Here is a 23,345-nt window from a genome sequence, read left to right on the forward strand (position 1 = left end):
TGGAGGGGAAAATAGATGAATCTATGGAGAGATATTTCTCAGCGACTGAACGAAAATACGCCATATTGGCCAGGAGATACACCGTATTCATATCATCTGAATCTTCAATAGCAAAGGGATCATCAGTCAATGTTGGGGAAATTAGGATGAGTACACATTTAGGAACACATATTGATGCTCCTTTCCATTTTGATGAAAACGGAAAAAAAATCATTGAGCTCGATTTGGATTTATATATTGGCCCAGCACTTTTAGTAAAGATAGATGCTACTAAAAGTATTGGAGTTGAGGCTTTTACAGGTATCGACTTTACAGGCATCGAACGGTTATTACTGGCAACAGGACAGTGGAAGGATCTCAACCGTTTTCCTGAATGGATTCCTACAATTGATCCTGAATTAGCACCTTATCTTGCTGATAAAGGAGTGAAGTTGCTTGGACTTGATTTGCCTTCCGTTGACTATCTCGACAGCAAAGAATTGCCTGCCCACCATGCTCTGTCAGGTTGTGGTATTCATATCTCGGAAGGTCTAGTCCTAGAAAGCGTGGAGCCGGGACTGTATGATTTGGCAGCACTGCCGCTTGCGTTAGAAGAGGGAGACGGCAGTCCGGTCAGGGCTGTGCTGAAAAGGAAGGGTTAAACGAGGGGGAATAAGAGATGGGCAAAATTGGAGTTTACGGATCTTCCTTCGATCCAGTTACGAATGTCCATTTATGGACAGCATCTACCATTGCACATCGTGCTAAGTTGGACAAAGTTATTTTTTTACCTTGCGCCGATAATCGGATTGATAAACAGATGAAAACGAGTAATGAACATCGCTGGGATATGCTTGGGCTAGCTATCGAGGACAACCCGCTGTTCGAAGTTAGTGATTATGAAATTAATGAACGGGCTGGGACGAGTAAACAGTATACTTGGTATACGATGGAATACTTTAAACAACAGTACCCGAAGGATGATGTTTATTTCATTATGGGTGCCGATCTTCTTGAAGATATTGATAATCAGGAATTACCGGTACACTTACGCTGGAAATTCAGGGAAAAGTTGATTGCCAATCATAAATTTATCGTCATGGCCCGGGATGGAATAGATATGCTGAAAATCATTTCCAAAAGTCCGTTGCTGAGAAATTATGATGATGGCAATACATTTCACCTTATTGATAAAGGTCTCTCCATGGAAATCAGTTCGACATATATAAGAGATGAGTTCGCGATGGGTGGAGAACCGAGATATTTACTGCCTGGTCAATGTTATCAGTATATTGTGGACAATAAGTTGTATCAGAAAGAATCAAAATCTTGAGTTTTTAGTATAAGCGAGAACAAAGAATGCAAAAGAGCTCAATCTAATGAGATTGAGCTCTTTTGCATTGGTATATAATTCCATTAATACAGACTATATTATTTTAATCTAAATAAGCGTCGCGGAAAAGATAAAAAGAAAAAACATAGTTGACAACTTGGTATACTTTGTTTTATGGTAGTGATACATAAAAACAGAATATTTGCTGATCAGAAAACTGAAGGCATACTATCTCCTTATATATTAATTGAAGGAAATAGTATGTCTTTTTTGTTGGAAAAAGTGAAAAACGGGGGAAGTTTATGAAAAAGTTGATGGTATTTTCAAGTTTGATTTTAGCCTTTGGAGTACTAGCAGGATGTAATTCAGAAAAAACAGAAGGAGAAGGGAACTCTAAGTCTGTGGAGCTTTTGAATGTGTCATATGATCCGACGCGTGAACTGTATCAAGAATTTAATGATGCGTTTGTGAAACATTGGAAAGAAGAGTCAGGTCAGGATGTAACGATTCAGCAATCTCATGGCGGTTCTGGTAAACAAGGTAGAGCGGTTATTGATGGGTTGGAAGCGGATGTCGTGACACTGGCATTGGCTTATGATATTGATGCCATTTATGAAGCTAGTAACTTATTAGCGGAAGATTGGCAAAAACGTTTACCTGAAAACTCGACACCGTACACATCAACTATTGTGTTTTTAGTAAAAAAAGATAATCCGAAAGGTATAAAAGATTGGAATGATTTAATCAAAAAGGATGTTTCCGTAATTACGCCAAATCCAAAGACAAGTGGTGGAGCAAGGTGGAATTACCTGGCTGCATGGGCTTATGCAGAAAAGAGTTTTAATAATGATGAAACCAAAGTGAAGGATTTTATGAAAAAGCTTTATCAAAATGTTGAAGTTTTGGATTCAGGAGCACGAGGTGCAACGACCACATTTGTGGAAAGGGAAATTGGTGACGTACTAATTGCTTGGGAGAATGAAGCTTATTTAACACTAGAAGAATTCGGTGATGATAAATATGAAATTGTGAATCCGTCGATTAGTATTCTAGCTGAACCTCCAGTAGCTATTGTTGATAAAGTGGTTGAGAAAAAAGGAACGAAGGAAGTAGCTGAGGCCTATCTGGAATACCTTTATACAGATGCCGGTCAAGAAATTGCAGCAAAGAACTTCTATCGTCCGAGGGATGAGAAGGTTCTTGCTAAATACAAGGATCAGTTTGCAAATATTGATATGGTGACTGTTGATGAAAAGTTCGGCGGGTGGAAAAAAGCCCAGGAAACACATTTCAATGATGGTGGTACATTTGACGAAATTTATCAACCACAATAAGCGTTGGAGGAGAAGATGTAAATTCACATTTTCTCCTTCACTAATCAATCAGAAAGAGCTGGGGCGAATCGATGAATATAGCGGAAGTTAAACAAAAGAAAAAAAGAACCATACCTGGTTTTGGACTAACGATGGGGTTTACATTGCTGTATCTATCCATCATCGTTTTGATTCCATTATCCATGGTTTTTTTAAACACATTTACAATGGGGTTTCAGGATTTTTGGGCGACTATTACCGAACCGAGGGTCGTTGCTTCCTATAAACTAAGCTTTCTGACAGCTTTAACTGCGGCCTTTGTGAACGCAGTTTTTGGCGTTTTAATTGCCTGGGTGCTGACTCGTTATGAATTTCCTGGCAAACGAATCATCGATGGTCTAGTTGATTTGCCTTTTGCCCTGCCGACTGCTGTAGCGGGGATTACATTGACCACTTTGTACTCACCGAATGGGTGGATTGGCCAATTTTTCAGCTTTAAAATTGCCTTCACTCCCATCGGGATTATCATTGCCCTGATATTTATCGGTCTGCCTTTCGTTGTCCGCATGGTCCAACCGGTGCTTGAAAATATAGAAAAAGGAATGGAAGAAGCATCTGCTTCGCTAGGGGCGAATCGAATGCAGACGTTTATTAAAATTATCTTTCCTGAATTGATACCAGCGATTTTGACGGGTTTTGCACTTTCTTTTGCAAGGGCGCTTGGAGAGTATGGATCCGTTGTGTTCATTGCAGGAAATATGCCTTTTAAAACAGAGATTTCACCGCTTATCATCATGACAAAACTCGAACAGTATGATTATCAGGGTGCAACTGCTGTGGCCACCGTCATGCTTATTATTACATTTCTAATTTTGTTCACCATCAATATCTTACAATGGTGGACTAGCAAAAGATATACCGGGAAATAGGAGGGGACATGTTGGCAAATCACAATTCAGTGGCTGCAGAGACGAACAAACCAGTCATTTTAACGAGAAACGCAACGAAAGAGCCTAAATCTATACAGTGGATTCTTATTTCCATTGTGTTGCTATTTCTTACCTTATTTTTAGTTGTTCCATTAATCGCAATCTTTGTAAAAGCCTTTGAAAAGGGGGCTGATGCTTATTTTGCGGCCATAGCCCATCCTGATTCTATGTCTGCCATTAAATTAACATTAATCGTTGTCCTAATCACGTTACCGCTTAATGCTATATTTGGGGTAGTGGCGGCATGGACGATTACAAAATATGAATTTAAAGGAAAAAACTTTTTAATAACTTTGATTGATCTACCCTTTTCGGTTTCACCAGTCATTGCTGGATTGATTTTTGTACTTTTATTTGGCTTACATGGGGCCCTTGGTCCATTGTTGCAAAACTATGATATTAAAGTGATCTTTTCGATACCAGGGATTGTCATCGCCTCTATTTTCATTACCTTCCCATTCATTGCACGTGAATTAATTCCGCTCATGCAAAGCCAGGGAACGTCTGAAGAAGAGGCATCGCTCACACTAGGAGCAGGAGGATTCAAGACGTTTTGGTATGTAACGCTTCCTAATATTAAATGGGGCCTTTTATATGGAGTCATTTTATGTAATGCGAGGACAATCGGAGAATTTGGGGCCGTATCGGTCGTATCAGGCCATATACGCGGGATGACGAACACGATGCCACTTCATATTGAAATCTTATACAATGAATATCAATTTTCAGCGGCCTTTGCCGTGGCATCACTGATGTCCATTTTTGCAATCATAACGTTGGTTATTAAAAGTTTCATAGAATGGAAAACAGACTTTAAATCATCAAAAGTAAGTTAGGAGGGAAAGTAATGAGTATCGTCATCGAAAATGTTACAAAATATTATGGGTCTTATCAAGCCCTCCAAAATATCAATCTGGAAATAAAAAGCGGGGAGCTTGTAGCGCTACTTGGCCCCTCTGGTTCGGGAAAAACATCATTGCTACGTATCATTGCTGGACTTGAACAGGCAGAGAACGGAAATATCTTATTTAATGAAGAGAATTACACCAATAAGCATGTGAAAGATCGGAATGTGGGCTTTGTTTTTCAGCATTATGCTCTTTTTCGCAACATGACCATTTTTGATAATGTTGCCTACGGTTTAAAGGTTCGTCCAAGAAAAATAAGACCTAGTAAAACAGCGATTGAACAAAAGGTTACAGAATTGCTTCAGCTAGTTAAGTTGGAAGGATATAAGGACCGTTATCCTTCTCAATTATCAGGCGGCCAGCGTCAGCGTGTGGCATTGGCAAGGGCTCTTGCTGTAGAGCCGAATATTCTTTTGCTTGATGAACCATTCGGGGCACTGGATGCTAAAGTGCGTAAGGAACTTAGGCGTTGGCTAAGAAGACTTCATGATGAATTCAATGTTACGAGTGTCTTTGTAACACATGATCAGGAAGAAGCGATGGATGTTGCTGATCGAGTTGTAATCATGAATGAAGGGAAAATTGAACAGATTGGAACTCCGGAAGAAGTATATGATCAACCCAAGAATCCATTTGTTTACGATTTTCTCGGTAGTGTCAATCTTTTCAAGGGCAAGGTTCATCAAGGGAAATTGGCAACAGGAAATGTGGAAATACATGTTCCAGACAGTGAGGATGGAGAGAGTACTGGTTATGTAAGAGCTCATAACTTTATCATAGAAAGAGAATCATTAGAAACGGATTCGATTGCATCTGTTATTGACCATATTCATACAATTGGACCTATTGTCCGTATTGAAGTGATTCGTCAGGATATAAATGAACCGCTTGAAATCGAACTTACTAAAGAACAATATAATAATCTTGAATTAAAAAAAGGAGAAATAGTGTTTGTCCGGCCCAAAGAATTGAAGGTCTTTGTTGACTATATGGCTGGAATCTAACAGGAAGTCGATAAGTTAACCAAAAAACCGCTAATTAGCGGTTTTTTTATTATCATTAACTAGCGTCAATATCTAATTTTATTAATAAAAAAACATTGACTTCTAAAAGAAACTCTTTTAGAGTGGATTGGTAAACTAAATATCCTCGTTAGGTGAGGCTCCTGTGTAGGAGATATGCTACTGCCCAAAAATGTCGAAAGACGCCAATGGGTCAACAGAAACCATCGACATAAGGTGGTTTTTAATGTAGCTGGCGTTGTCCTATGCCACACAGTGCTAAAGCTCTACGAATGGAGGAACAGGATTTCTGCTATGTATTTGTCATTCAGACAATGTACGTATGTGTATTTGTCATTCAGAAATGTACGTAAATGTACCGTGTGAACACCTCCATTTGTAATGGAGGTGTTTTTATATTTTTCTGGGAGGTGAGGATAGTGGATAACTATTCACGACCTTATACTCGAAGCATAATAAATATCAAATAAATACAAAGATTAAGGAAGGGGAATTATAAAATATTTTTCTTACTTTTAATATATCGTTAAGGGGAAATATTTTTTGCTCCTCAAAAAAGGAGTGGTGAAGATGATAAAAGACATGACTGAAGACCAAATAACTCTTCAAATCATAAAAGCATTAAAAGAAGGAAAAAAGAAAGAATTTCAAGCAATATTAGAAGAACTCCAACCTTATGATATTGCTCGAATTTTTGAGGGGCTTCCAGAAAAACATCATACACGTTTCTTATTGTTTCTTACTCCAGAACAAATCGCGGAACTAATACAGGAACTTGAAAAAGTACATCAATTAAAAATTCTTACTAAATTAGGAATTGAAAAATCAGGTCAAGTAATGGATCTAATGGATAATGATGATTTAGCTTCATTGTTAGAGAACCTATCTCCGGATAAAATTGAAGAACTTCTTTCAGGTATGAAACAAGAAGAATCTAAAATCGTTCAAAATATCATGAATTATCCCCCTGAAACGGCAGGACGAATAATGACAAACCGTTTTGTGTGGATCCCTCAACACTATACGGTTCGTGAATCAGTTGAAAAACTTAAAATATTTGCGGAGTTCTCGGGAACGATTAACTATCTGTATGTAATTGATAACGATAAAAAATTAGTAGGTGTAGTCTCATATCGAGATTTAATAATAAATGATGAGAATGAAAAAATACAAGATATTATGTACAGTAGAGTTATCTCCGTATTCGCTTATGAAGACCAAGAAGAGGTAGCACATGTTATTGAGCGTTATGATTTTTTATCAATTCCTGTTGTAGATAATAATAATGAGTTATTAGGAATTGTAACCGTTGATGATATTATTGACGTTGTCATTAAGGAAGCAAACGAAGATATCGAAAAACTTTCGGCATCTGGTAAAGCTATTGATTTTGACACGAAGGCACATGTGGCTGCGTATCGCCGACTTCCCTGGCTTATTTTACTTTTATTTATCGGATTAGTGTCTGGAACTATTATTAGTGGTTTTGAAGAAACATTGTCTAAAGTTGTTGCACTTGCCTTCTTTATGCCGATGATAGCAGGGATGACTGGAAATACAGGTACTCAATCATTAGCTGTTGTTGTAAGAGGTCTAATTACTACTGATACGGATAAAGGAGTTGTTTTTAGACTTATTATCCGAGAACTTAAAGTTGGATTGATAATAGGCATTACCTGTGGAATATTAATTTCCATTATAGCTTTTGTTTGGCAAGGAAATCCTGTTCTAGGGTTAGTGGTTGGAAGTTCATTAGTTATGACCCTAATTATTGGGACTTTAGCTGGGACCATTATTCCTCTAATATTATATAAATTCAACATCGATCCAGCAGTGGCCTCTGGTCCATTAATTACAACTCTAAATGATATTCTATCGTTACTTATCTACTTTGGCATTGCAACAATGTTTATTTCAAAATTGATGTAGTAAAACCACGATTAAATTCTGTTCTTCATGGTATTCTTTAAAAATAAATAATTATAATAATTTGAAATAATGGATATTACGCTAAATAGCAGAATAGTAATAATGAATGTTAACATATTCAACCAATTATTTGCAGAAAAATGGTAATAGAAATAATCAAATTATCTCAAGGGGCGATAACTGAATGGGCGTTGTTACTGTTCTGCTTGTCATTCACATTATTGCAGGCTGTGTTTGTTTATTGACAGGGGCGATAGCATCAATAGCAAAGAAAAAGAAAGGCAATCATACTACCATTGGAGAAGTGTATCATGGTGGGTATCTTGTAATTTTCATAACCTCTCTTGTAATGGCAATCGTGAACTGGTCAGAAAGTGCTTATCTTTTCTATATTGCAATTTTTTCTTATAGCTTAGTTCTTTTGGGATACTTAGCAAGAAAACTACGTTGGAGAAATTGGTTGAAGATGCATATAGGAGGAATGTTAGGGTCTTATATTGGAATTATTACGGCTACTTTAGTCGTTAATGGTTCAAAGATTCCATTAGTGAATGAAATCCCTTCTCTCTTATTATGGTTTATACCTACAATCATTGGAACACCACTCATTACTATAGTAAGTAGGCGTTATAGCAGTCGGACTAAACCAAAAGAGTTTATACAATAATAGTTGCATAAAAATCTTTATTCATCTTTAGAGAATCGAGAATTGAAAAGAAGATTCTGTTACAAAAAAAACGAAGTATAACTGGAAATAAACTCTCTAGATTATGACCCATTTTATACGTATCTCGGCTGAACCCTTACTTTACCATCCGAACTATTCAGACAAAAGAACAACAACATCGTCTAATTGTTCTTCAACAAACGGGCGCATTTCTGGATAAAGAAATGCGCCCTTCCTAATGAATTGGACCAGATTATGAAATAAGGAAATGGTACATATTAGTCATGTATAATATGTACCACCTTTTATTTTTATTACTTTTTACAATATAGGTTCTGTTAAGTTTAAAATTATCAACCTTTATTCAAACTCATAATCTATTTTTTAGCACCGATAACTTTAACATCATCAAATAACACCCTGGATATTCCACCTGACATTAGAATTCCAACATGAGTTTTACCAAGATTTGTTGGAGAGTGCTGTTTGATCTTTATTCAACAAATGGGCCATATTCTTGAATAAGAGAAGAAATTATTAGACGGTGAATCGAAGTTCTAAGTTATTCAAAAATGGAACAATTTAGTTGAACAAGGGTATTCACTAATGTACGTTTATTTAAGGATAGTAATCACTATGAAACTTGTGCTTTTCAATCAATGTGTATTTCAGGAAAAAGTGTTACCTTCTAATAAGTAAAAAGGAGGAAATTATTATGATTAAAGCTGTTATTTTCGACTTTGATGGTTTAATTTTAGACACGGAGACGGCTTGGTATGAGGCTTATAAAGAAACTATGGGCTTTTATAAATCTGATTTGCCTCTCGAACATTTTGTTAAATGTATCGGAACAGATAATACTGAACTTTATAAGTTTTTCCAAGAAAAACTGGGGGAAAGTTGTAATATTGAAGAAATTGAAGCTAGAGCAAAAAGCTTACATAAAGTAAAGATGAAAACATCCCAGGCACGTGAAGGTGTAAAGGATTATTTAGAAGAAGCAAAAAAATTTGGATATAAAATTGCCCTTGCTTCAAGTTCAACAAAAGAGTGGGTCACTCATTATTTGGGTGAACTCGGACTGCTAAACTATTTTGAAGTTATTATCACAGGGGATGATGTTGAAAAAGTAAAACCAGCGCCTGATTTGTATTTAAAGGCAATCGAAGTTTTGAACATTCATTCCACAGAAGCCGTAGCATTTGAAGATTCGTTAAATGGACTTCAATCGGCTCTAAATGCTGGATTAAAGTGTGTAATCGTACCAAATCCCGTTACAGAAGCTTTAGCTTTTGAAAATCATTCTTTACGTCTTCAATCTATGGTAGAAAAGAGCTTGACTGATGTTATAAAACTTATTGAGCAATAAGGTGTTCGGAAAATTACTTCGCCCTATTGTTAATATGATTATGGTGAGGTTTTCATAATAAATCAGTACAATTAGAATGGAACACTATTAAACAAGTGGCTTTAGTAAAAATAACTGAGAAGCCATTTTTACAGATCTTTCGCATTTTTCAATATTCCGCAATCGGGCGCTATTACTGAAAAAGGATAGCGCTCTTTTCCATGTCTCCTAACGATACTTAAAAAACTTATTTACACTATCTTAAACCTCAAAATTATTAAAATACCCACTCTAACCCCTTGCAGACAAAGAAAAATGCCATCTTTAACGATATTATCTATTTAACTCCTTCTCTCAAATGACGACTACTCAGCCTTTTGTCCCCCATCCGTTAACAAAACCTTCACAAATTATAGGTCCAATGAGTGGTTGAGATGGAATTTTATGGGGTATATAATTAACAGGAATGAACATTCATTCCGCATTTAATTAATGAAAGGCTGAATTATTATGCAAACTGCAGTAAATAAACGAGACAGCATAGTATCCAGCGCTTTGGTACTATTTGCTGAGCGGGGATATGATGCGACGACGATTCCAATGATTGCTACATCGGCAGGAGTTGGAGCTGGTACCATCTATCGTTACTTTGAGAATAAGGAAGTGCTCGGGAACAAGATTTTTCAAGAGTACCTGAATATTTTTACTGAAACACTTGAGAATGGATTTCCTTATGATGAATCGATTCGAAATCAGTTCCACCATATTTTTATATCAATGATTCACTTTACAACCGAGCACAGTCAAGCGCTTTATTTTATAAAAACACATAGTAGTGCCCATTTTTTAAATGAAGAAAGTCATTCTAGCTTTCAAGGGCTACTGAATATATTAAAAAGTTTCTTTGATTCAGGAAAAGCAAAAAAAGAAATTAAGGAGCTTCCTTCTGCAGCTTTGATTGCCATTATTTACGGAGCATTTCTTGAGCTTCAACGACTTGTCCGTATTGGGGAGTTAGAACCTGAAGCAAAACTTTTAGCAGATGTAGAAGAAAGCATTTGGGATGCTGTACGATTACACGTTTGAGAAAAATTTGATTTTTCATTCACTTAGCGGAATGAATGTTCATTCCGTTAGCTAATTTATTTAAAGAGGTGCTAAAAAATGACAAATATAACTCAATTTCCACAGCCAAAAACTTATGGACCCCTCGGAAGCCTGCCTGTTATTGATAAGGATAAGCCACTTCAGTCATTCATGAAGCTGGCTAGGGAACTTGGACCGGTTTTTCAGTTTCAATTTCCGGGTCGTATTAGTACCTTTGTATCCAGCGCTGCCCTTGCTAAAGAAATTTGTGATGAAACAAGATTTGATAAGAAAGTCGGTCCTGCCCTGCAAAAAGTGAGAGCATTTGGTGGTGATGGCCTTTTCACAAGTGAAACATCGGAGACAAATTGGAAAAAGGCTCATAACATTCTGCTGCCTAGCTTTAGCCAGCAGGCAATGAAGAGCTATCATGCAAAAATGGTAGATCTTGCTACCCAACTCATCCAAAAATGGGCTCGCTTAAATCCCGCTGATGAGATTGATATTCCTGAAGATATGACACGCTTGACCTTAGATACGATTGGACTCTGCGGATTTAATTACCGCTTTAACAGTTTTTATCGAGAGACCTCCCATCCCTTTGTCGACAGTATGGTGCGTGCATTAGATGAAGCGATGAGTCAAACGCAGCGACTCGGTGTTCAAGATAAACTGATGATTAAGTCTAAAAAACAATTCAGAGAAGACATTCAATACATGTTCTCACTTGTAGATGAATTGATTACAGAACGAAAACTAAATGGTGATCAGGGAGAAGATGACCTTCTTTCCCATATGTTAAAAGGGGTTGATCCTGAAACTGGTGCAGCACTGGATGATGAAAATATTCGTTATCAAATCATTACCTTTTTAATCGCTGGACATGAAACGACGAGCGGTCTCCTTTCTTTCGCCATCTATTTTCTTATGAATAACCCGGAAAAGTTAAAAAAAGCACAGCAGGAAGTCGATGAAGTACTGGGTGACGAGGTTCCTGATTATAAACAGGTGAAGAAATTGAAATATGTTCGGATGGTGTTAAATGAAGCGCTTCGTCTGTGGCCAACTGCTCCGGCGTTTTCTGTTTATGCGAAAGAAGACACCACATTAAACGGAAAATACAATGTGAAGAAAGATGAGGTGTTCACTCTTCTTATTCCAGAGCTTCACCGTGATCCATCCGTTTGGGGAGAAGACGTAGAATCCTTTATTCCAGAACGTTTTGAGGATCCGGTCTCAATTCCATACCATGCTTATAAACCGTTTGGAAACGGACAGCGTGCCTGTATCGGGCAGCAGTTTGCTCTTCATGAAGCAACTCTGGTGCTCGGAATGGTTTTACAACACTTTGACCTGATAGATCATAAAGATTATCAATTGGATGTTAAAGAAACTTTGACTCTTAAACCGGATGGATTAACCATGCGTGTTTCACCTAGGAAGCCGGCGATGTCATTTACCGTTGCTTCTCCAGAACCAGTGTATGCGGATTTAGAAGCAACGGAAGCTTCTATTGAATCTGCACATGGCACGCCATTACTCGTTCTGTTTGGATCAAACATGGGAACCGCAGAAGGAATAGCTCGTGATCTCGCTGAAACGGGGAGTCAACAAGGTTTCTATACCGAGGTTGCTCCTTTAAATGATTACACAAATCATCTTCCTCAAGAAGGAGCTGTTCTCATTGTCTCAGCATCTTATAATGGAAATCCACCAGACAATGCAAATGACTTTGTTTCATGGCTGAAGGAAAGTCAGGATGGAACATTGGACGGTGTTCACTATGCTATCTTTGGATGCGGAGACCGCAATTGGGCCAATACGTACCAACGTATTCCAACCTTCATTGATGAACAACTGGAACAAAAAGGAGCTAATCGTCTGTCAGAAACAGGTTATGGAGATGCAAGCGATGATTTTGAAGGGGATTACGAGAAATGGACAGAAGCCCTTTGGCCGAAGCTTGCCCAAACCTTGAACATTGAACTAAATATAAATGATAGAAAAAACAGCTCGATTATGATGAATTTTGTAAGTGATGTGAGCGACACACCGCTCGCCCGCACTCATCATGCTTTTACAGCTGTTGTGAACAGGAGTGTCGAATTACAACATGAGGATAGCGGAAGAAGTACACGGCATATAGAGTTAACTCTTCCAGAGGGTATTCATTATCTAGAAGGCGACCATGTCGGGGTTCTTCCTCAAAATCCATCGGAACTCGTTGAGCGAGTGCTCAGTCGATTCAATTTTAACGGCCAAGACTATGTCAAACTGACTGGAGATTCGGGAAAAGCTGCCCATCTTCCTACAGAGAAACCTGTAAAATTACAGGAGTTACTATCTAACTATGTGGAGTTACAAGAACCTGCTACCCGTTCTCAAATTCGGACGCTTGCTACTCACACGGTATGTCCTCCCCATGTAAAAGAGCTTGAAAAGCTTCTTGAGGACAGTACCTATAAACAAGAAATTCTGAACAAACGCATTACTATGCTTGACCTGACAGAAAAGTACCTTGCATGTGAAATACCATTTGAAGGATTTCTAGCTTTACTGCCTCCTTTAAAGGCTAGATACTACTCTATTTCAAGTTCTCCACTTCACAAGGAAGGAAAAGCAAGCATCACTGTTAGTGTCGTCCGTGGAGATGCCTGGAGTGGCAACGGAGAATACAAAGGAATTGCATCAAATTATTTAGCAGAACGTTCCGAAGGAGACAAGGTAGCCTGCTTTATCAATACACCGCAATCCAACTTCCAGCTTCCGGAGCAAACAGGGAAACCTATCATTATGATTGGCCCTGGAACAGGAATTGCACCGTTCAGAGGATTTATTCAGGCTCGCCGCGCCCTAACAGAAAAAGGTGAAAAACTAGGGGCGGCCCATCTTTACTTTGGATGCCGCAATCCCGAACACGATTTCCTATATCAAGAAGAACTCGTGCAAGCTGAACAAGATGGTCTTATAACACTGCACACCGCTTTCTCAAGATGTCCTGGTCAAGAAAAAATGTATGTCCAGCATCGGTTAGCAGAAAACGCTCAAGACATTCTTTCTTTATTAAAAGAAGGCGGACACTTATACATCTGCGGGGACGGAAGCAAAATGGCACCGGATGTTGAACAAACGTTAATCGAAAGCTATATGCATTTGTATCAATCATCTAAAGAAGAAGCCACAGAATGGTTGCAATCATTAGAGGCGAATGGTCGATATGCAAAGGATGTTTGGGCAGGAGCATAAATGGAGGAGAGCAGCGATCCCGGGGGGATTCGCTGCCTTTTTTAATATTCGCTCTGCTGTAGGCTTTCTAGTAAATTGTGAAAATCAATAGCTTGATATAACAAAGCTATAATTTAATATAAGCCAAATGTTGAAGGTTTCTTGCTTTATTGCTTTCTATTAAAGTTAAGCGGATATTTTCCATAACAAGACTGAACTTATTTTGGAAATAGCAGCTTTTTATCTTACTTTCAGAATATAGTTCTTTGGTGCTAAACGCTAGATAGAAAGGAAAATGAAGGAACTTGTAAATATATGGTCGTTTTATATCGTGAAAAAGTCGAAATTTTACGTTTGATGTTAAAAATGAAATGTAATTGTAATATTATTATTACTTATTTGACAAAATCTGATGTTATACTACGAATTAGGTGAAATACTTAGTAGAGTTTCAGAATTTATTATTATATTGTTACAACCTTAGAAGATTACATAATGAGTAAAAAAATAGAGAAGAGTTCCTAGTAATTTATTTTGGCTACTATTTTCATAGAAGAAAGAAGTAGGTCAATTGAAATGCACAGGGAGGAAAGCAGGGGAAATGAGTTTGAAGAAAAAACTAATTATATTAAACACGACTATTATGCTCGGCTTAGGAAGCGCTTTTGCGATACCATCAGTAAAAGCTGAATCTATCTCGGAAATTCAATCAGAACGCACAGGAATCCAATCAGATATTTCAGCGGCAGAACAAGTTATTCAGGAATTGAAAAAAGAACAATCGAAAATGAATTCCCAAATTGCACAAATTGAAACAGCAATGAAAGAAAATGACGAAAAAATTAAAGATACTAAACAAGAAATTAAAGACACGGAAAAAGATATAGATTCTTTAAAGAAAGAAATTAAAGCTTTGGAAGAAAGAATCGCAAAACGCGAGGAAGTCTTGAAAGAGCGTGCCCTTGCATTCCAAGAGAGCGGTGGAGATGTTAACTACCTTGAAGTTCTTTTAGGTTCTAGTAGTTTCCGTGAACTTGTTGATCGTGTTGGAGCAGTAGCTGCAATTGTAGAAGCAGATCGGGAGATTCTTAGTCAGCAGGAAGCAGATAAAGCTGAATTAGAAAAAAAACAAGCGACTGTAGAGAAAAAATTGCAAAGCCTAAAGGATATGGACGTAGAGCTTAAAGGTATGCAATCTCAAATTAAAGAACAACAAGCAGAAACCGTTAATATGAAGGCAAAGCTTGAAAAGAAAGAATCAGAAACAAAAGCTCTTAAACAGGCTTTAGAGAATAAAGATGCAGGTTTAGAGGCTAAAATTGCATCCATCCGTGAAAACATCAAAAAAGAAGAAGAACTTAAAGCATCAGAGAAAGCTGATCTTAACCGTGCCGCGGAAGAAGTGAATTCTTCAAATGCTTCAAGTAAAGAATCATCAAATTCGTCTAAAGGCGAAGCATCGGCATCAAGTTCTTCTAAAGGCGAGGCGTCGGCATCAAGTTCTTCTAAAGGTGAATCATCTTCAAATTCATCTAAAAACAGTTCTACTGATAAACCTACAGCTAGTAAAACTGAAACATCAAGCAAGCCAAGTAGTGCAAATACAGGCTCTGCAATTACAGCAGGCTATAAATATATCGGTAACTCAACGTATGTATTCGGTGGCGGAAGAACAGCATCGGACATTGCTAATGGCCGATTCGATTGTTCAGCATTTGTTGCATGGGCTTACAAACAAGCCGGTGTGAATTTACCAGCAAGTACAGGTGCCTTGACAAGTGCAGGACGCCAAGTATCTAAAAGCCAGATGCAACCTGGAGATTTAGTATTTTTCAATACCTATAAAACGGATGGACATGTTGGTATTTATGTTGGTGGCGGCAAATTTATCGGTTCTCAAAGTTCAACAGGTGTTGCTATTGCTAATATGGGAAGCGGATATTGGGCAGAAAAATTCAATGGACGTGTAGTTCGTGTAAATTAATAGCTCATCAATAAGCAGGGGGAGAGCATACCCTGCTTATTTTTTTTTGGGATTTTTTTTTTGAAGAAATATAGAAAAAAGTGAAACTTATTTTGATTATCAACGTAAATACTATAAGATAAAATAAAGATAGGTGATGTGGACTTTCAGCAAATCTGAAAAGATATTTAATGAAACAACATTCCATACTATTAAAAACGGAGGAAAAAAATCATGATGAAAAAATTTATGGCAGCTCTACTCACGATTACATTAGCATTCTCGCCAGTTGGCACCTACGTATTCAAAGATCACTCGGAATCAGTAGATGCAAGGGGCTATAAGTCTGGAAAAAGAAGTTTTAACAGCAACACTAATAGTAATAAATCGAATTTCCAAAATAAAGAAACGAAAAAATCTGATGCGACTACGAACAAAGCAAAAACAGATACAAAAAGCGGAAGCTCGTTTTCTAAAGGCGGCTTAATGAAAGGGATAATGCTAGGAGGACTAGCAGGTCTACTATTTGGTAGTCTATTCGCCAATATGGGAGCGCTAGGTTCTATACTTGGTCTGTTAATTAACGTGTTAGCGGTTGTTGCATTAGTGGTTGTAATCCGTAAAATTTTCACATATTTCAAAGATAAGAAGAAAAAAGAGGATCCAAACCCATGGAGAGGCTAAGAATTTCCGAACAAGATATCATTAATGCAGTTTGTGTTTACATTGCTCGTAAAAAGCAGGTACAACCTAATGAGGTAGAAGTCGAGTTGATGTTTGATGATGATTACGGTTTTTCCGCTGAAACGTATGTTGACGGCCGGAAACAAGTGTTAATTACCATCAATTTGATTGAGGCTCTTCGCCAATGGTTGGATGAATATTTGAACATAGATCCATATTCAGGCATTGAACTTGTTTTGGATGATGAAGAGGGTATAGTTGCCTTAGTAAGTGAAAGTAATAGATAAACAAAAAGGATGTTCCTAAAGGGAGCATCCTTTTTGTTGTTTAAATACTATATTGATAGTTTTTTTGTTATGTTATTTTCACTGTGTTTAATTTCCATTTGTTGCAAAAAGTGGTTGAGGCAAGTAGGATGAATATATACTCATGGTAAAGGAGGAGAGTAAGTGACAGGTTATATAGAAGATATCATTTTTTTAAATGAAAAGGCAATAAAGTTTGGCAATGAAACAATAGAAGCAATACTTGTACCAGTCTTAGGAAGTAATCTTCTCTCATTTAAGTTCAAACAGAATGATATTGAGTTGCTGCGAACACCGAAAACGTTAGAAGACTATAGAGAAGTTCCAATATTATATGGCATGCCAATCTTGTTTCCTCCTAATCGGATTGAGGGTGGCCAATTTACATATAAGCAGATCACGTATAAATTTCCGATTAATGAAATAGAAAAATCAAATCATATTCATGGTTTATTATATGATAAGCCATGGCAAGTTATTAAAAGAGAAGTAAATGGAGAAAAAATCGTAATAACAACCGAGTTTTTAAGTAGTGATTTTCCTTTTCTAAAAAGATATTTTCCACATGATTTTACAATATATATGACTTTTTCTTTAAACGATAATGCATTGGATGTACAACTAGAAATCATCAACAATGGCCAGGAGCCCTTTCCATGGGGAGTGGGTTATCATACGATATTCAATTTTCCATTTGTACCAAGCAGTAAGTTGATGGATTGCAGGATTTCACTGCCTGTAAATAAACAATGGGAGTTGAATGACAGGTCATTACCAACTGGGAAAATTCAAGCAACGCCAAATACGATGGAAATTCAAAATGGGTTCAGCATTGAGGGGCGACAGTTTGATGATATATTTGGCTATGATGAGGATTTGGAAAACGAGTGCGTACTCACCGATCAAGAAGCAGGTCTACAAGTCTGCTATCATGGTGATGACCATTTTAAGTTTTGGGTATTATTCAATCAGAAGGGGTTTGTATGTCCTGAACCATATACATGGGTAACGAATGCTCCTAATCTAGATTTGTCAGCAGAATTAACAGGATTGAGGGAATTAGGACCAGGAGAAAGGGTTCGGCTGAGGACGAAACTAAGTTTGAAGCAGATATAAAGAAACGCCTTGGCATAGTTGAATGCCAAGGCGTTTTAGGTTTATGCTTTCTTTCTCATCCAGAGTGGGTATAGCACGATTCCAAGTACATATAAGGCAATGCCTAGTTTGAACGTATCCATGTCAGCTGTACCTGTCTTAATGACCCAGACGGAGTAAACTAATGCCAGGATAGTGATAATACCATCGCGACTTCTTGAACCTTTCATGAAATCGTATGTTTCCCCAGTTACGACTAATTTCAATTGATATAAGGTTGATACGAGATAAGGAATCAGGTATGCAAGTGTAGCGACAATCATAGAGAATTTATAAGCTTCTAAAATCGTTCCAGAGATAGTGGAGAATAAGAATATTTGTGTCATGATATTTGTAATTGTCATAGAACGAACAGGTGTTCCGTTTTTATTCGCTTTCGCAAAATAAGTCGGGAATAAATCTAATTTCGCTGCCTGGTAAGGAACTTCAGATGCAACGACAATCCAGCCGATTGTTGAGCCTAACAAGGAAATGACAGCAAGAGCGGCCATAAGATACGTACCGTTTGAACCAACCACAGCTTGTAAAGCATCAACAAGTGGCTTTTGTGAAACTTTTAAATCGTCTTGTGAAATAGCACCCATTGTCAATAAGGTAATTCCAATATAAATGACAACAGCGATAAGCAAACCAAGAATCGTTGCTTTTTTTACATCATTTTGTGACTTAGCGCGATTTGAGAGCATCACAGCTGCTTCAATGCCGATGAAGGCCCATAATGTTGATATCGCTGCAGCATTAACTTGAGCACCTAAGGAGATGGATGTCCCAGCTGTATCGTAAAATTCTGCACCGTTTCCAAGATTAGAAGAATCAAAGATGAAAATCGTAACAATAATGAAAAACAAGAATCCAAGCACTTTTGTAACTGTTGCAACAAGGTTTAGTTTTCCTGCACTGTTAAAACTTCTTACTAAAATTGCCTGAATCCCCCAAAGAGCAATGGTACATACTGCAAATGTTAGTGCTTTACCGAGTTCGAGATTGAAAGAACCTGTTGTATAAATCACTTTCGTACTATGCATGACAGGGAAAAACGTCGATAAGTAACCAGCAAATGAAATGATGACAGAGGCTGTTGCAGCCCAGTTTGCAGCCCAATAACCCCAGGCCATACTGTATCCTGATAGCCTTCCTTTTGTAGGAGACTTAAATAATGACTGAGCATAACTTTGGGGACCGGCTTTCAGCTCCGGTTTCCGTACAGCTAAGTTACCAAATACGAGTGCTATTAAAAATACTCCTAGTCCAGTAACCATCCATGCCAAAGTAGCACCTAATGGACTTGAAACCTGTGCCAATTGAGCAGGGAGCATGAAGATTCCACCGCCGACCATATTTCCAATTACGAATGTGGTCAAAATCAATAAACCCCATTTTTTATTTTCCATTTATAATCGAACCTTTCTTAAATACAGTTTGAATTTATATACCGACAACTTATACTAAAATAGTATATCTCGAATCGTTTAGTTTGGTAAAGTGCTAATTAGGTAAAATGTAATACGCAGATTAATCAGAAAATTTAAATGATAATTGACAAAGAGTGGTTATTGGATTATAGTGGTAATACCAAGTTAGTTGGTAAGAATAGTGTAATTTACCGGTGTAAATTGAATTGTTAAAATTTGCATGATTGATTTTTTATGTAACTATTGGACTCATAAAAATTGCCGATTAGTCAACTAAAGGCACCCTTCCATCTATCCTGTTAGATGTAGGGTGCCTTTTATTTTCTTAATATTTGAAGGGAGGAGAATATGGAGTTTAATATGAACTGATTATTTCTTATCCAGAGAGATAAAAGGAAGAAAAAACAGAAGATGAACCAATTTCCTAAAGCAAGTTTTAGAGGTGTGAAGAGTACGTGTGAATTTTTCGTACAATCTCTTTTTATTATTAGGTATGAATGGTGCTTAATTACCATTATTAAGAGGAGGATAATATGGAAAAAAAAGAGGAGTTAAAAATCAGACATATCATTTCCAGCTTGGAAGATCTACAATATGGATCGGTTATTATAACTGTTCATGATGGGGAAATCACACAGGTGGATACCACTGAAAAGAAACGATTCCCCTTAGCAAAGGGACGACCTGCAAAAGCTAGATGAATTAATTCCAGACCACAACGGAGCTTTCGATACGAAGGCTCCTTTTGTTTTTGGGAAGTGAAAACCTTTTATTTGTTCTATAATGAAAATTTAATCAATATAGAATTTGTAGAAGATTGTACTGCTTTTTGCATGATAGAATAAGTAAGGGGAGTTTTTAATAGTTAATTTGTTGAAATCTTAAGGGGGAAAGAGAATCGATGACTTTACAAACTATAGAGCACGAAATCTTAGCATTAGTTGAAACATTTGATGGAAGAATTGCTTATAAAATTGAAAATGCCGATGGAGATACTATCAGCTATCACGATGATGAATCCTTCCAATCAGCGAGTTTGATCAAAATACCAATGATAATCGAAGGCTATCGTCAAAGTGAAGAAAAGAAAATCTACTTAAATCAGCCGGTGACCATTCCGCCTAATGAAGTGACTGGAGGATCGGGCGTCCTGCACGTCTTATCGAATAAAGTTTTTTTAACCGTTGAGGATTTATTGACTTTGATGATAACTGTATCTGATAATACATCCACGAATATGATGATGACTTTGCTAGGTCATGATGAAATTAATCAATGCATCAAAGAACTTGGTCTGAAAAATACTATTCTCGGGCGCAGAATGCAGGATTTCAAAGCATTAAAGGAAGGGCGGGATAATACAATCTCGGCTGAAGATACGATTACCTGCCTAAAAGCCATACATACAGGCGACTTTTTAACGAAAGAAAGCCAGGAAAAAATCTTACGAGCTTTTGACAATCAGCAATTAAGAGATAAACTCCCATCACTAATGGGGAAAGGGGTAAAGGTCGCAAGCAAAACGGGCGCAATTCGGGGCGTTGCACATGATTGTGCGATCATTCGTTCAGAATTTCAAACCGTTTATGCTGTCGTCCTTACCGAAGATATGAAATCAGAGGATGAAAGCCGTCAAGTCATCAGTAAAATTGGTAAATTGATTTATGATGACATAATGGCTGAATAGAATAACCTTTATTAGTATTAGAATGTTTGTGGTCTTTGCGATAGAATCGGGTTGAGTAAGCTTAGTCCTTAAGGCCATTCTAAGTGCAATAACGCGGGAAGTCACGTTGATTTCCCGCTATTGTGCGTCTACAGCATTTGGTTATAGTTATGTGGTGAGTTATGGTAAAACATGTTATATAATGGATAGAAAATGAAACGGGGAAGTAGTTTTGAAAAAGGCGGTAAAATTTGTTGTAATTGGTGTTGTTGCTTTACTAGTGTATTTTGGGGTTTTACATATGAAAATTCAAGAGAGCAGTCATCAGCCAATTCCTGAAGATGCCAGTTACCTTATTGTCCTTGGGGCCAGGGTTAAAGGAACAGTTCCATCATTATCTTTACAATACCGGATTGATAAGGCTGCTGATTATTTAAACGCAAATAAAAATACGATAGCCATTGTATCGGGCGGCAAAGGTCCTGGCGAAGATATTTCAGAAGCTCAGGCAATGCAGCAAGAGTTAATCAATCAGGGAATTGAAGAGGCAAGGATCATTATGGAAGACAAATCAACAACAACCATTGAAAATATTGCTTACTCAAAAGATCTTATTCCGAATCCAACAGCTACAGGATTGATTGTTACTAATGATTTCCATATCTATCGTGCGGTGGAAATGGCCAAAAGCGTAGGCTTGGACATGACCGGGATACCAGCAAAGACACCAAAAGTGGTCCTGGTCAAATCTTATATTCGTGAATATCTGGCCATTACCAAATACTATTTGACAGAGCTGTTTGGAATTTAACTATTCCTGAACATAAATTCTAAATCGAAATCCCTCCCCTGCACGGTGGGGGGCTTCTTAATTGTAGGTTATTCAACATCAGGCACTTCCCAAAATTCTTTCACTTGATAGATTTGCTCAAGTGTCTTGTACAGGGAATGCCTAGTATATGAAACCTCGACTCTTTCATCAGCATCAACTTCTTCTATATCTATATTATCAACAAAACCAATTTGGTCATCGATTTCCTTCAAAAAAAAAATCCAAGTGCTTCATAACCGCTATATGCTACGATTACCTTACTGTCAAAACCGCATATTTCATTGATAGACCTCCTAGTTATTTGCTCTTATTGAATGTAAATAGTACTGTTTCCTATACACTGATATGGCCCGTTCATCCTTATCTGAACCATATAATTGGAAGGAAATGAAAAAATGCGATGTCACAAGCAGAAATAGAATGAATGAAATAACTCTTGCGAATTTAAAATATCACCAGATAATTTGCTATCTTTATCATTTCATGTTACTCTAATAAAGAATTGTTTTTGATTGTGGGAGAGCATACTAGTTATTGTCTTAACCAAACGATCAAAAATAGTAATACATTGTGTGTTAAGCACTAGGAGGCAACAAAAATGGAACAAGGTACAGTTAAATGGTTTAATGCAGAAAAAGGTTTTGGATTTATCGAGCGTGAAAATGGAGACGACGTATTCGTACATTTCTCAGCTATCCAAAGCGAAGGCTTCAAATCTTTAGACGAAGGTCAAAAAGTAACTTTCGACGTTGAGCAAGGTGCTCGTGGAGCTCAAGCAGCTAACGTTCAAAAAGCTTAATTTTAAAATTAAATTGTAACCTATATGAACAGACTCCTCGATGGGAGTCTGTTCTTTATTGTGGGAAAAAGACAAAGAAAAACCCTACTAATATGGTAGGGTTTTTTTGTGCGTATTGTAAAATCAAAATCTTACGCCTTTTTTAATTCTTCTTCAAAGAAAAAAGTAGTTGGATGTTCTTTGACAGTATAAGAATATCTTTTCATGTTTTTTACATATGCCCATTTATTAATTGTTACTAATTCATCAGTATCTTGAATAGTTACTGTTTCACCGCTATTATACTTATTGCTTTTCAATATATGCACCCTCTTTACTAATAGTATAACATATTTCACAATAAAAAATGTGTCCAAGATATTCCATGGGATATTATGTGATTCATGTGTATTGACAAAAAAATGAAGTTCTGGTTTAAGCTGATAAACATGCTTAAAAGCGTGAGATTACTGTTAGAACGGAGCTTATTGATTTGAATAAAGATAATTGTAACCAAATGTGACCAGAAAAGGAGAGATAATCTTTATGGTCAACCATTCTATCGTTCACTTACAAAAAACCTCAATACTTAAACTTCCCGTTCTTCTTAAATGAATGCTATCCCCGAAATCGGCAAATTGTGACAAAGGTCGTACTCCCAAACTTCATTAGTAGTTCAGTTTCAGCGGTATGCGTGATAATTTGAGCTTTCGTTTCAACAACTTGGCAGTTTCAAGGCGTTCTTGGATTT

21 protein-coding genes, 1 pseudogene and 1 riboswitch are annotated in these 23,345 nt (G+C 37.2%); of the genes and pseudogenes, 19 read left to right on the forward strand and 3 right to left on the reverse strand.

The genetic code is table 11. From position 1 onward, the window contains the following. Positions 1-15 precede the first annotated feature (15 nt). From kynB to RE409_RS07290, 15 genes and pseudogenes are all read left to right on the forward strand, one after another. Positions 16-641 (forward strand): annotated as a pseudogene (gene kynB, locus RE409_RS07220) (arylformamidase). A gap of 17 nt (positions 642-658) precedes the next feature. Then, on the forward strand, positions 659-1,312 hold the full coding sequence (gene nadD / locus RE409_RS07225) for a nicotinate (nicotinamide) nucleotide adenylyltransferase (RefSeq protein ID WP_201221620.1): 654 nt from the start codon (positions 659-661) through the stop codon (positions 1,310-1,312). Positions 1,313-1,614: 302 nt separating this feature from the next. Continuing rightward, positions 1,615-2,646 (forward strand): sulfate ABC transporter substrate-binding protein, encoded by a 1,032-nt coding sequence (locus RE409_RS07230; RefSeq protein WP_082527752.1) that lies wholly within the window; start codon positions 1,615-1,617, stop codon positions 2,644-2,646. Between the two features lie 71 nt (positions 2,647-2,717). After that, on the forward strand, positions 2,718-3,554 hold the full coding sequence (gene cysT, locus RE409_RS07235; protein WP_053345054.1) for a sulfate ABC transporter permease subunit CysT: 837 nt from the start codon (positions 2,718-2,720) through the stop codon (positions 3,552-3,554). A gap of 29 nt (positions 3,555-3,583) precedes the next feature. Beyond that, a complete protein-coding gene (gene cysW, locus RE409_RS07240) occupies positions 3,584-4,450 on the forward strand; it encodes a sulfate ABC transporter permease subunit CysW (RefSeq protein WP_377372447.1) in 867 nt (288 codons plus the stop codon). 11 nt (positions 4,451-4,461) lie between these two features. Continuing rightward, positions 4,462-5,526, forward strand: coding sequence for a sulfate/molybdate ABC transporter ATP-binding protein (locus tag RE409_RS07245; RefSeq protein ID WP_057216649.1), 1,065 nt, complete (start codon positions 4,462-4,464; stop codon positions 5,524-5,526). A 137-nt stretch (positions 5,527-5,663) separates the two neighbouring features. Beyond that, positions 5,664-5,829: riboswitch (M-box (ykoK) riboswitch) on the forward strand. 285 nt (positions 5,830-6,114) lie between these two features. Beyond that, complete coding sequence (mgtE, locus tag RE409_RS07250) at positions 6,115-7,473, forward strand: magnesium transporter (protein ID WP_056530868.1); 1,359 nt, start codon at positions 6,115-6,117, stop codon at positions 7,471-7,473. 184 nt (positions 7,474-7,657) lie between these two features. Beyond that, positions 7,658-8,140 (forward strand): DUF2306 domain-containing protein, encoded by a 483-nt coding sequence (locus RE409_RS07255; RefSeq protein WP_309558775.1) that lies wholly within the window; start codon positions 7,658-7,660, stop codon positions 8,138-8,140. 715 nt (positions 8,141-8,855) lie between these two features. After that, a complete protein-coding gene (locus RE409_RS07260) occupies positions 8,856-9,509 on the forward strand; it encodes an HAD family hydrolase (protein ID WP_201249870.1) in 654 nt (217 codons plus the stop codon). 489 nt (positions 9,510-9,998) lie between these two features. Next, the gene (locus RE409_RS07265; protein ID WP_057216637.1) at positions 9,999-10,574 is read left to right on the forward strand and encodes a TetR/AcrR family transcriptional regulator; all 576 of its coding nucleotides are present in this window, start codon (positions 9,999-10,001) and stop codon (positions 10,572-10,574) included. 78 nt (positions 10,575-10,652) lie between these two features. Then, a complete protein-coding gene (locus tag RE409_RS07270; protein WP_309558776.1) occupies positions 10,653-13,820 on the forward strand; it encodes a bifunctional cytochrome P450/NADPH--P450 reductase in 3,168 nt (1,055 codons plus the stop codon). A 580-nt stretch (positions 13,821-14,400) separates the two neighbouring features. Further along, complete coding sequence (locus RE409_RS07275; protein ID WP_201181735.1) at positions 14,401-15,783, forward strand: C40 family peptidase; 1,383 nt, start codon at positions 14,401-14,403, stop codon at positions 15,781-15,783. A 216-nt stretch (positions 15,784-15,999) separates the two neighbouring features. Beyond that, a complete protein-coding gene (locus RE409_RS07280; protein WP_201183396.1) occupies positions 16,000-16,446 on the forward strand; it encodes a hypothetical protein in 447 nt (148 codons plus the stop codon). Beyond that, entirely contained in the window at positions 16,434-16,733 is a 300-nt protein-coding gene (locus RE409_RS07285; protein WP_201221606.1) for a YxcD family protein, read from the forward strand. Before RE409_RS07280 ends, RE409_RS07285 begins: the two co-directional genes overlap by 13 nt. Before the next feature lie 162 nt (positions 16,734-16,895). After that, the gene (locus RE409_RS07290; RefSeq protein WP_201221604.1) at positions 16,896-17,867 is read left to right on the forward strand and encodes an aldose 1-epimerase; all 972 of its coding nucleotides are present in this window, start codon (positions 16,896-16,898) and stop codon (positions 17,865-17,867) included. Between the two features lie 41 nt (positions 17,868-17,908). On the opposite strand, the gene RE409_RS07295 is transcribed toward RE409_RS07290, so the two are convergent. Next, positions 17,909-19,297, reverse strand: a complete 1,389-nt coding sequence (locus tag RE409_RS07295; protein WP_201181730.1) for an amino acid permease — start codon at positions 19,295-19,297, stop codon at positions 17,909-17,911. A gap of 554 nt (positions 19,298-19,851) precedes the next feature. Between RE409_RS07295 and RE409_RS07300 the strand changes: the two genes are divergently transcribed. The 3 genes from RE409_RS07300 (at position 19,852) to RE409_RS07310 (ending at position 21,795) form a co-directional block, all read left to right on the forward strand. Further along, positions 19,852-20,019, forward strand: coding sequence for a YezD family protein (locus RE409_RS07300; RefSeq protein ID WP_082612767.1), 168 nt, complete (start codon positions 19,852-19,854; stop codon positions 20,017-20,019). 200 nt (positions 20,020-20,219) lie between these two features. Beyond that, positions 20,220-21,005 (forward strand): serine hydrolase, encoded by a 786-nt coding sequence (locus RE409_RS07305; RefSeq protein ID WP_056530792.1) that lies wholly within the window; start codon positions 20,220-20,222, stop codon positions 21,003-21,005. 211 nt (positions 21,006-21,216) lie between these two features. Continuing rightward, positions 21,217-21,795 (forward strand): YdcF family protein, encoded by a 579-nt coding sequence (locus RE409_RS07310; protein ID WP_397444156.1) that lies wholly within the window; start codon positions 21,217-21,219, stop codon positions 21,793-21,795. Positions 21,796-21,863: 68 nt separating this feature from the next. Here RE409_RS07310 and RE409_RS07315 read toward each other — a convergent pair whose 3' ends face one another. Further along, positions 21,864-22,028 carry a hypothetical protein gene (locus RE409_RS07315; RefSeq protein ID WP_201249868.1) on the reverse strand — a complete coding sequence of 55 codons (165 nt, stop codon included), beginning with the start codon at positions 22,026-22,028 and terminating at the stop codon, positions 21,864-21,866. A gap of 386 nt (positions 22,029-22,414) precedes the next feature. Between RE409_RS07315 and cspC the strand changes: the two genes are divergently transcribed. Further along, positions 22,415-22,615 (forward strand): cold shock protein CspC, encoded by a 201-nt coding sequence (gene cspC / locus RE409_RS07320; RefSeq protein ID WP_010331195.1) that lies wholly within the window; start codon positions 22,415-22,417, stop codon positions 22,613-22,615. A 131-nt stretch (positions 22,616-22,746) separates the two neighbouring features. Here the strand turns inward: cspC and RE409_RS07325 are convergent, their stop codons facing one another. Continuing rightward, a complete protein-coding gene (locus tag RE409_RS07325) occupies positions 22,747-22,914 on the reverse strand; it encodes a hypothetical protein (protein WP_162878786.1) in 168 nt (55 codons plus the stop codon). Between the last annotated feature and the right edge of the window lie 431 nt (positions 22,915-23,345).

Origin of the sequence: Peribacillus sp. R9-11 (assembly GCF_031345095.1) — a bacterium.
In the GTDB taxonomy this organism is placed as follows: Bacteria; Bacillota; Bacilli; order Bacillales; family DSM-1321; genus Peribacillus; species Peribacillus butanolivorans.

Excerpts from the sequence above, each read along its gene's own strand:
- RE409_RS07270 (WP_309558776.1), top strand. The coding sequence starts at position 10,653 with ATGACAAATATAACTCAATTTCCACAGCCAAAAACTTATGGACCCCTC.
- RE409_RS07230 (WP_082527752.1), top strand. The coding sequence starts at position 1,615 with ATGAAAAAGTTGATGGTATTTTCAAGTTTGATTTTAGCCTTTGGAGTA.
- RE409_RS07255 (WP_309558775.1), top strand. The coding sequence starts at position 7,658 with ATGGGCGTTGTTACTGTTCTGCTTGTCATTCACATTATTGCAGGCTGT.
- RE409_RS07275 (WP_201181735.1), top strand. The coding sequence starts at position 14,401 with ATGAGTTTGAAGAAAAAACTAATTATATTAAACACGACTATTATGCTC.
- RE409_RS07265 (WP_057216637.1), top strand. The coding sequence starts at position 9,999 with ATGCAAACTGCAGTAAATAAACGAGACAGCATAGTATCCAGCGCTTTG.
- RE409_RS07285 (WP_201221606.1), top strand. The coding sequence starts at position 16,434 with ATGGAGAGGCTAAGAATTTCCGAACAAGATATCATTAATGCAGTTTGT.
- RE409_RS07280 (WP_201183396.1), top strand. The coding sequence starts at position 16,000 with ATGAAAAAATTTATGGCAGCTCTACTCACGATTACATTAGCATTCTCG.
- RE409_RS07300 (WP_082612767.1), top strand. The coding sequence starts at position 19,852 with ATGGAAAAAAAAGAGGAGTTAAAAATCAGACATATCATTTCCAGCTTG.
- cysT (WP_053345054.1), top strand. The coding sequence starts at position 2,718 with ATGAATATAGCGGAAGTTAAACAAAAGAAAAAAAGAACCATACCTGGT.
- mgtE (WP_056530868.1), top strand. The coding sequence starts at position 6,115 with ATGATAAAAGACATGACTGAAGACCAAATAACTCTTCAAATCATAAAA.
- RE409_RS07295 (WP_201181730.1), bottom strand. The coding sequence starts at position 19,297 with ATGGAAAATAAAAAATGGGGTTTATTGATTTTGACCACATTCGTAATT.
- cspC (WP_010331195.1), top strand. The coding sequence starts at position 22,415 with ATGGAACAAGGTACAGTTAAATGGTTTAATGCAGAAAAAGGTTTTGGA.
- RE409_RS07305 (WP_056530792.1), top strand. The coding sequence starts at position 20,220 with ATGACTTTACAAACTATAGAGCACGAAATCTTAGCATTAGTTGAAACA.
- nadD (WP_201221620.1), top strand. The coding sequence starts at position 659 with ATGGGCAAAATTGGAGTTTACGGATCTTCCTTCGATCCAGTTACGAAT.
- RE409_RS07260 (WP_201249870.1), top strand. The coding sequence starts at position 8,856 with ATGATTAAAGCTGTTATTTTCGACTTTGATGGTTTAATTTTAGACACG.
- RE409_RS07245 (WP_057216649.1), top strand. The coding sequence starts at position 4,462 with ATGAGTATCGTCATCGAAAATGTTACAAAATATTATGGGTCTTATCAA.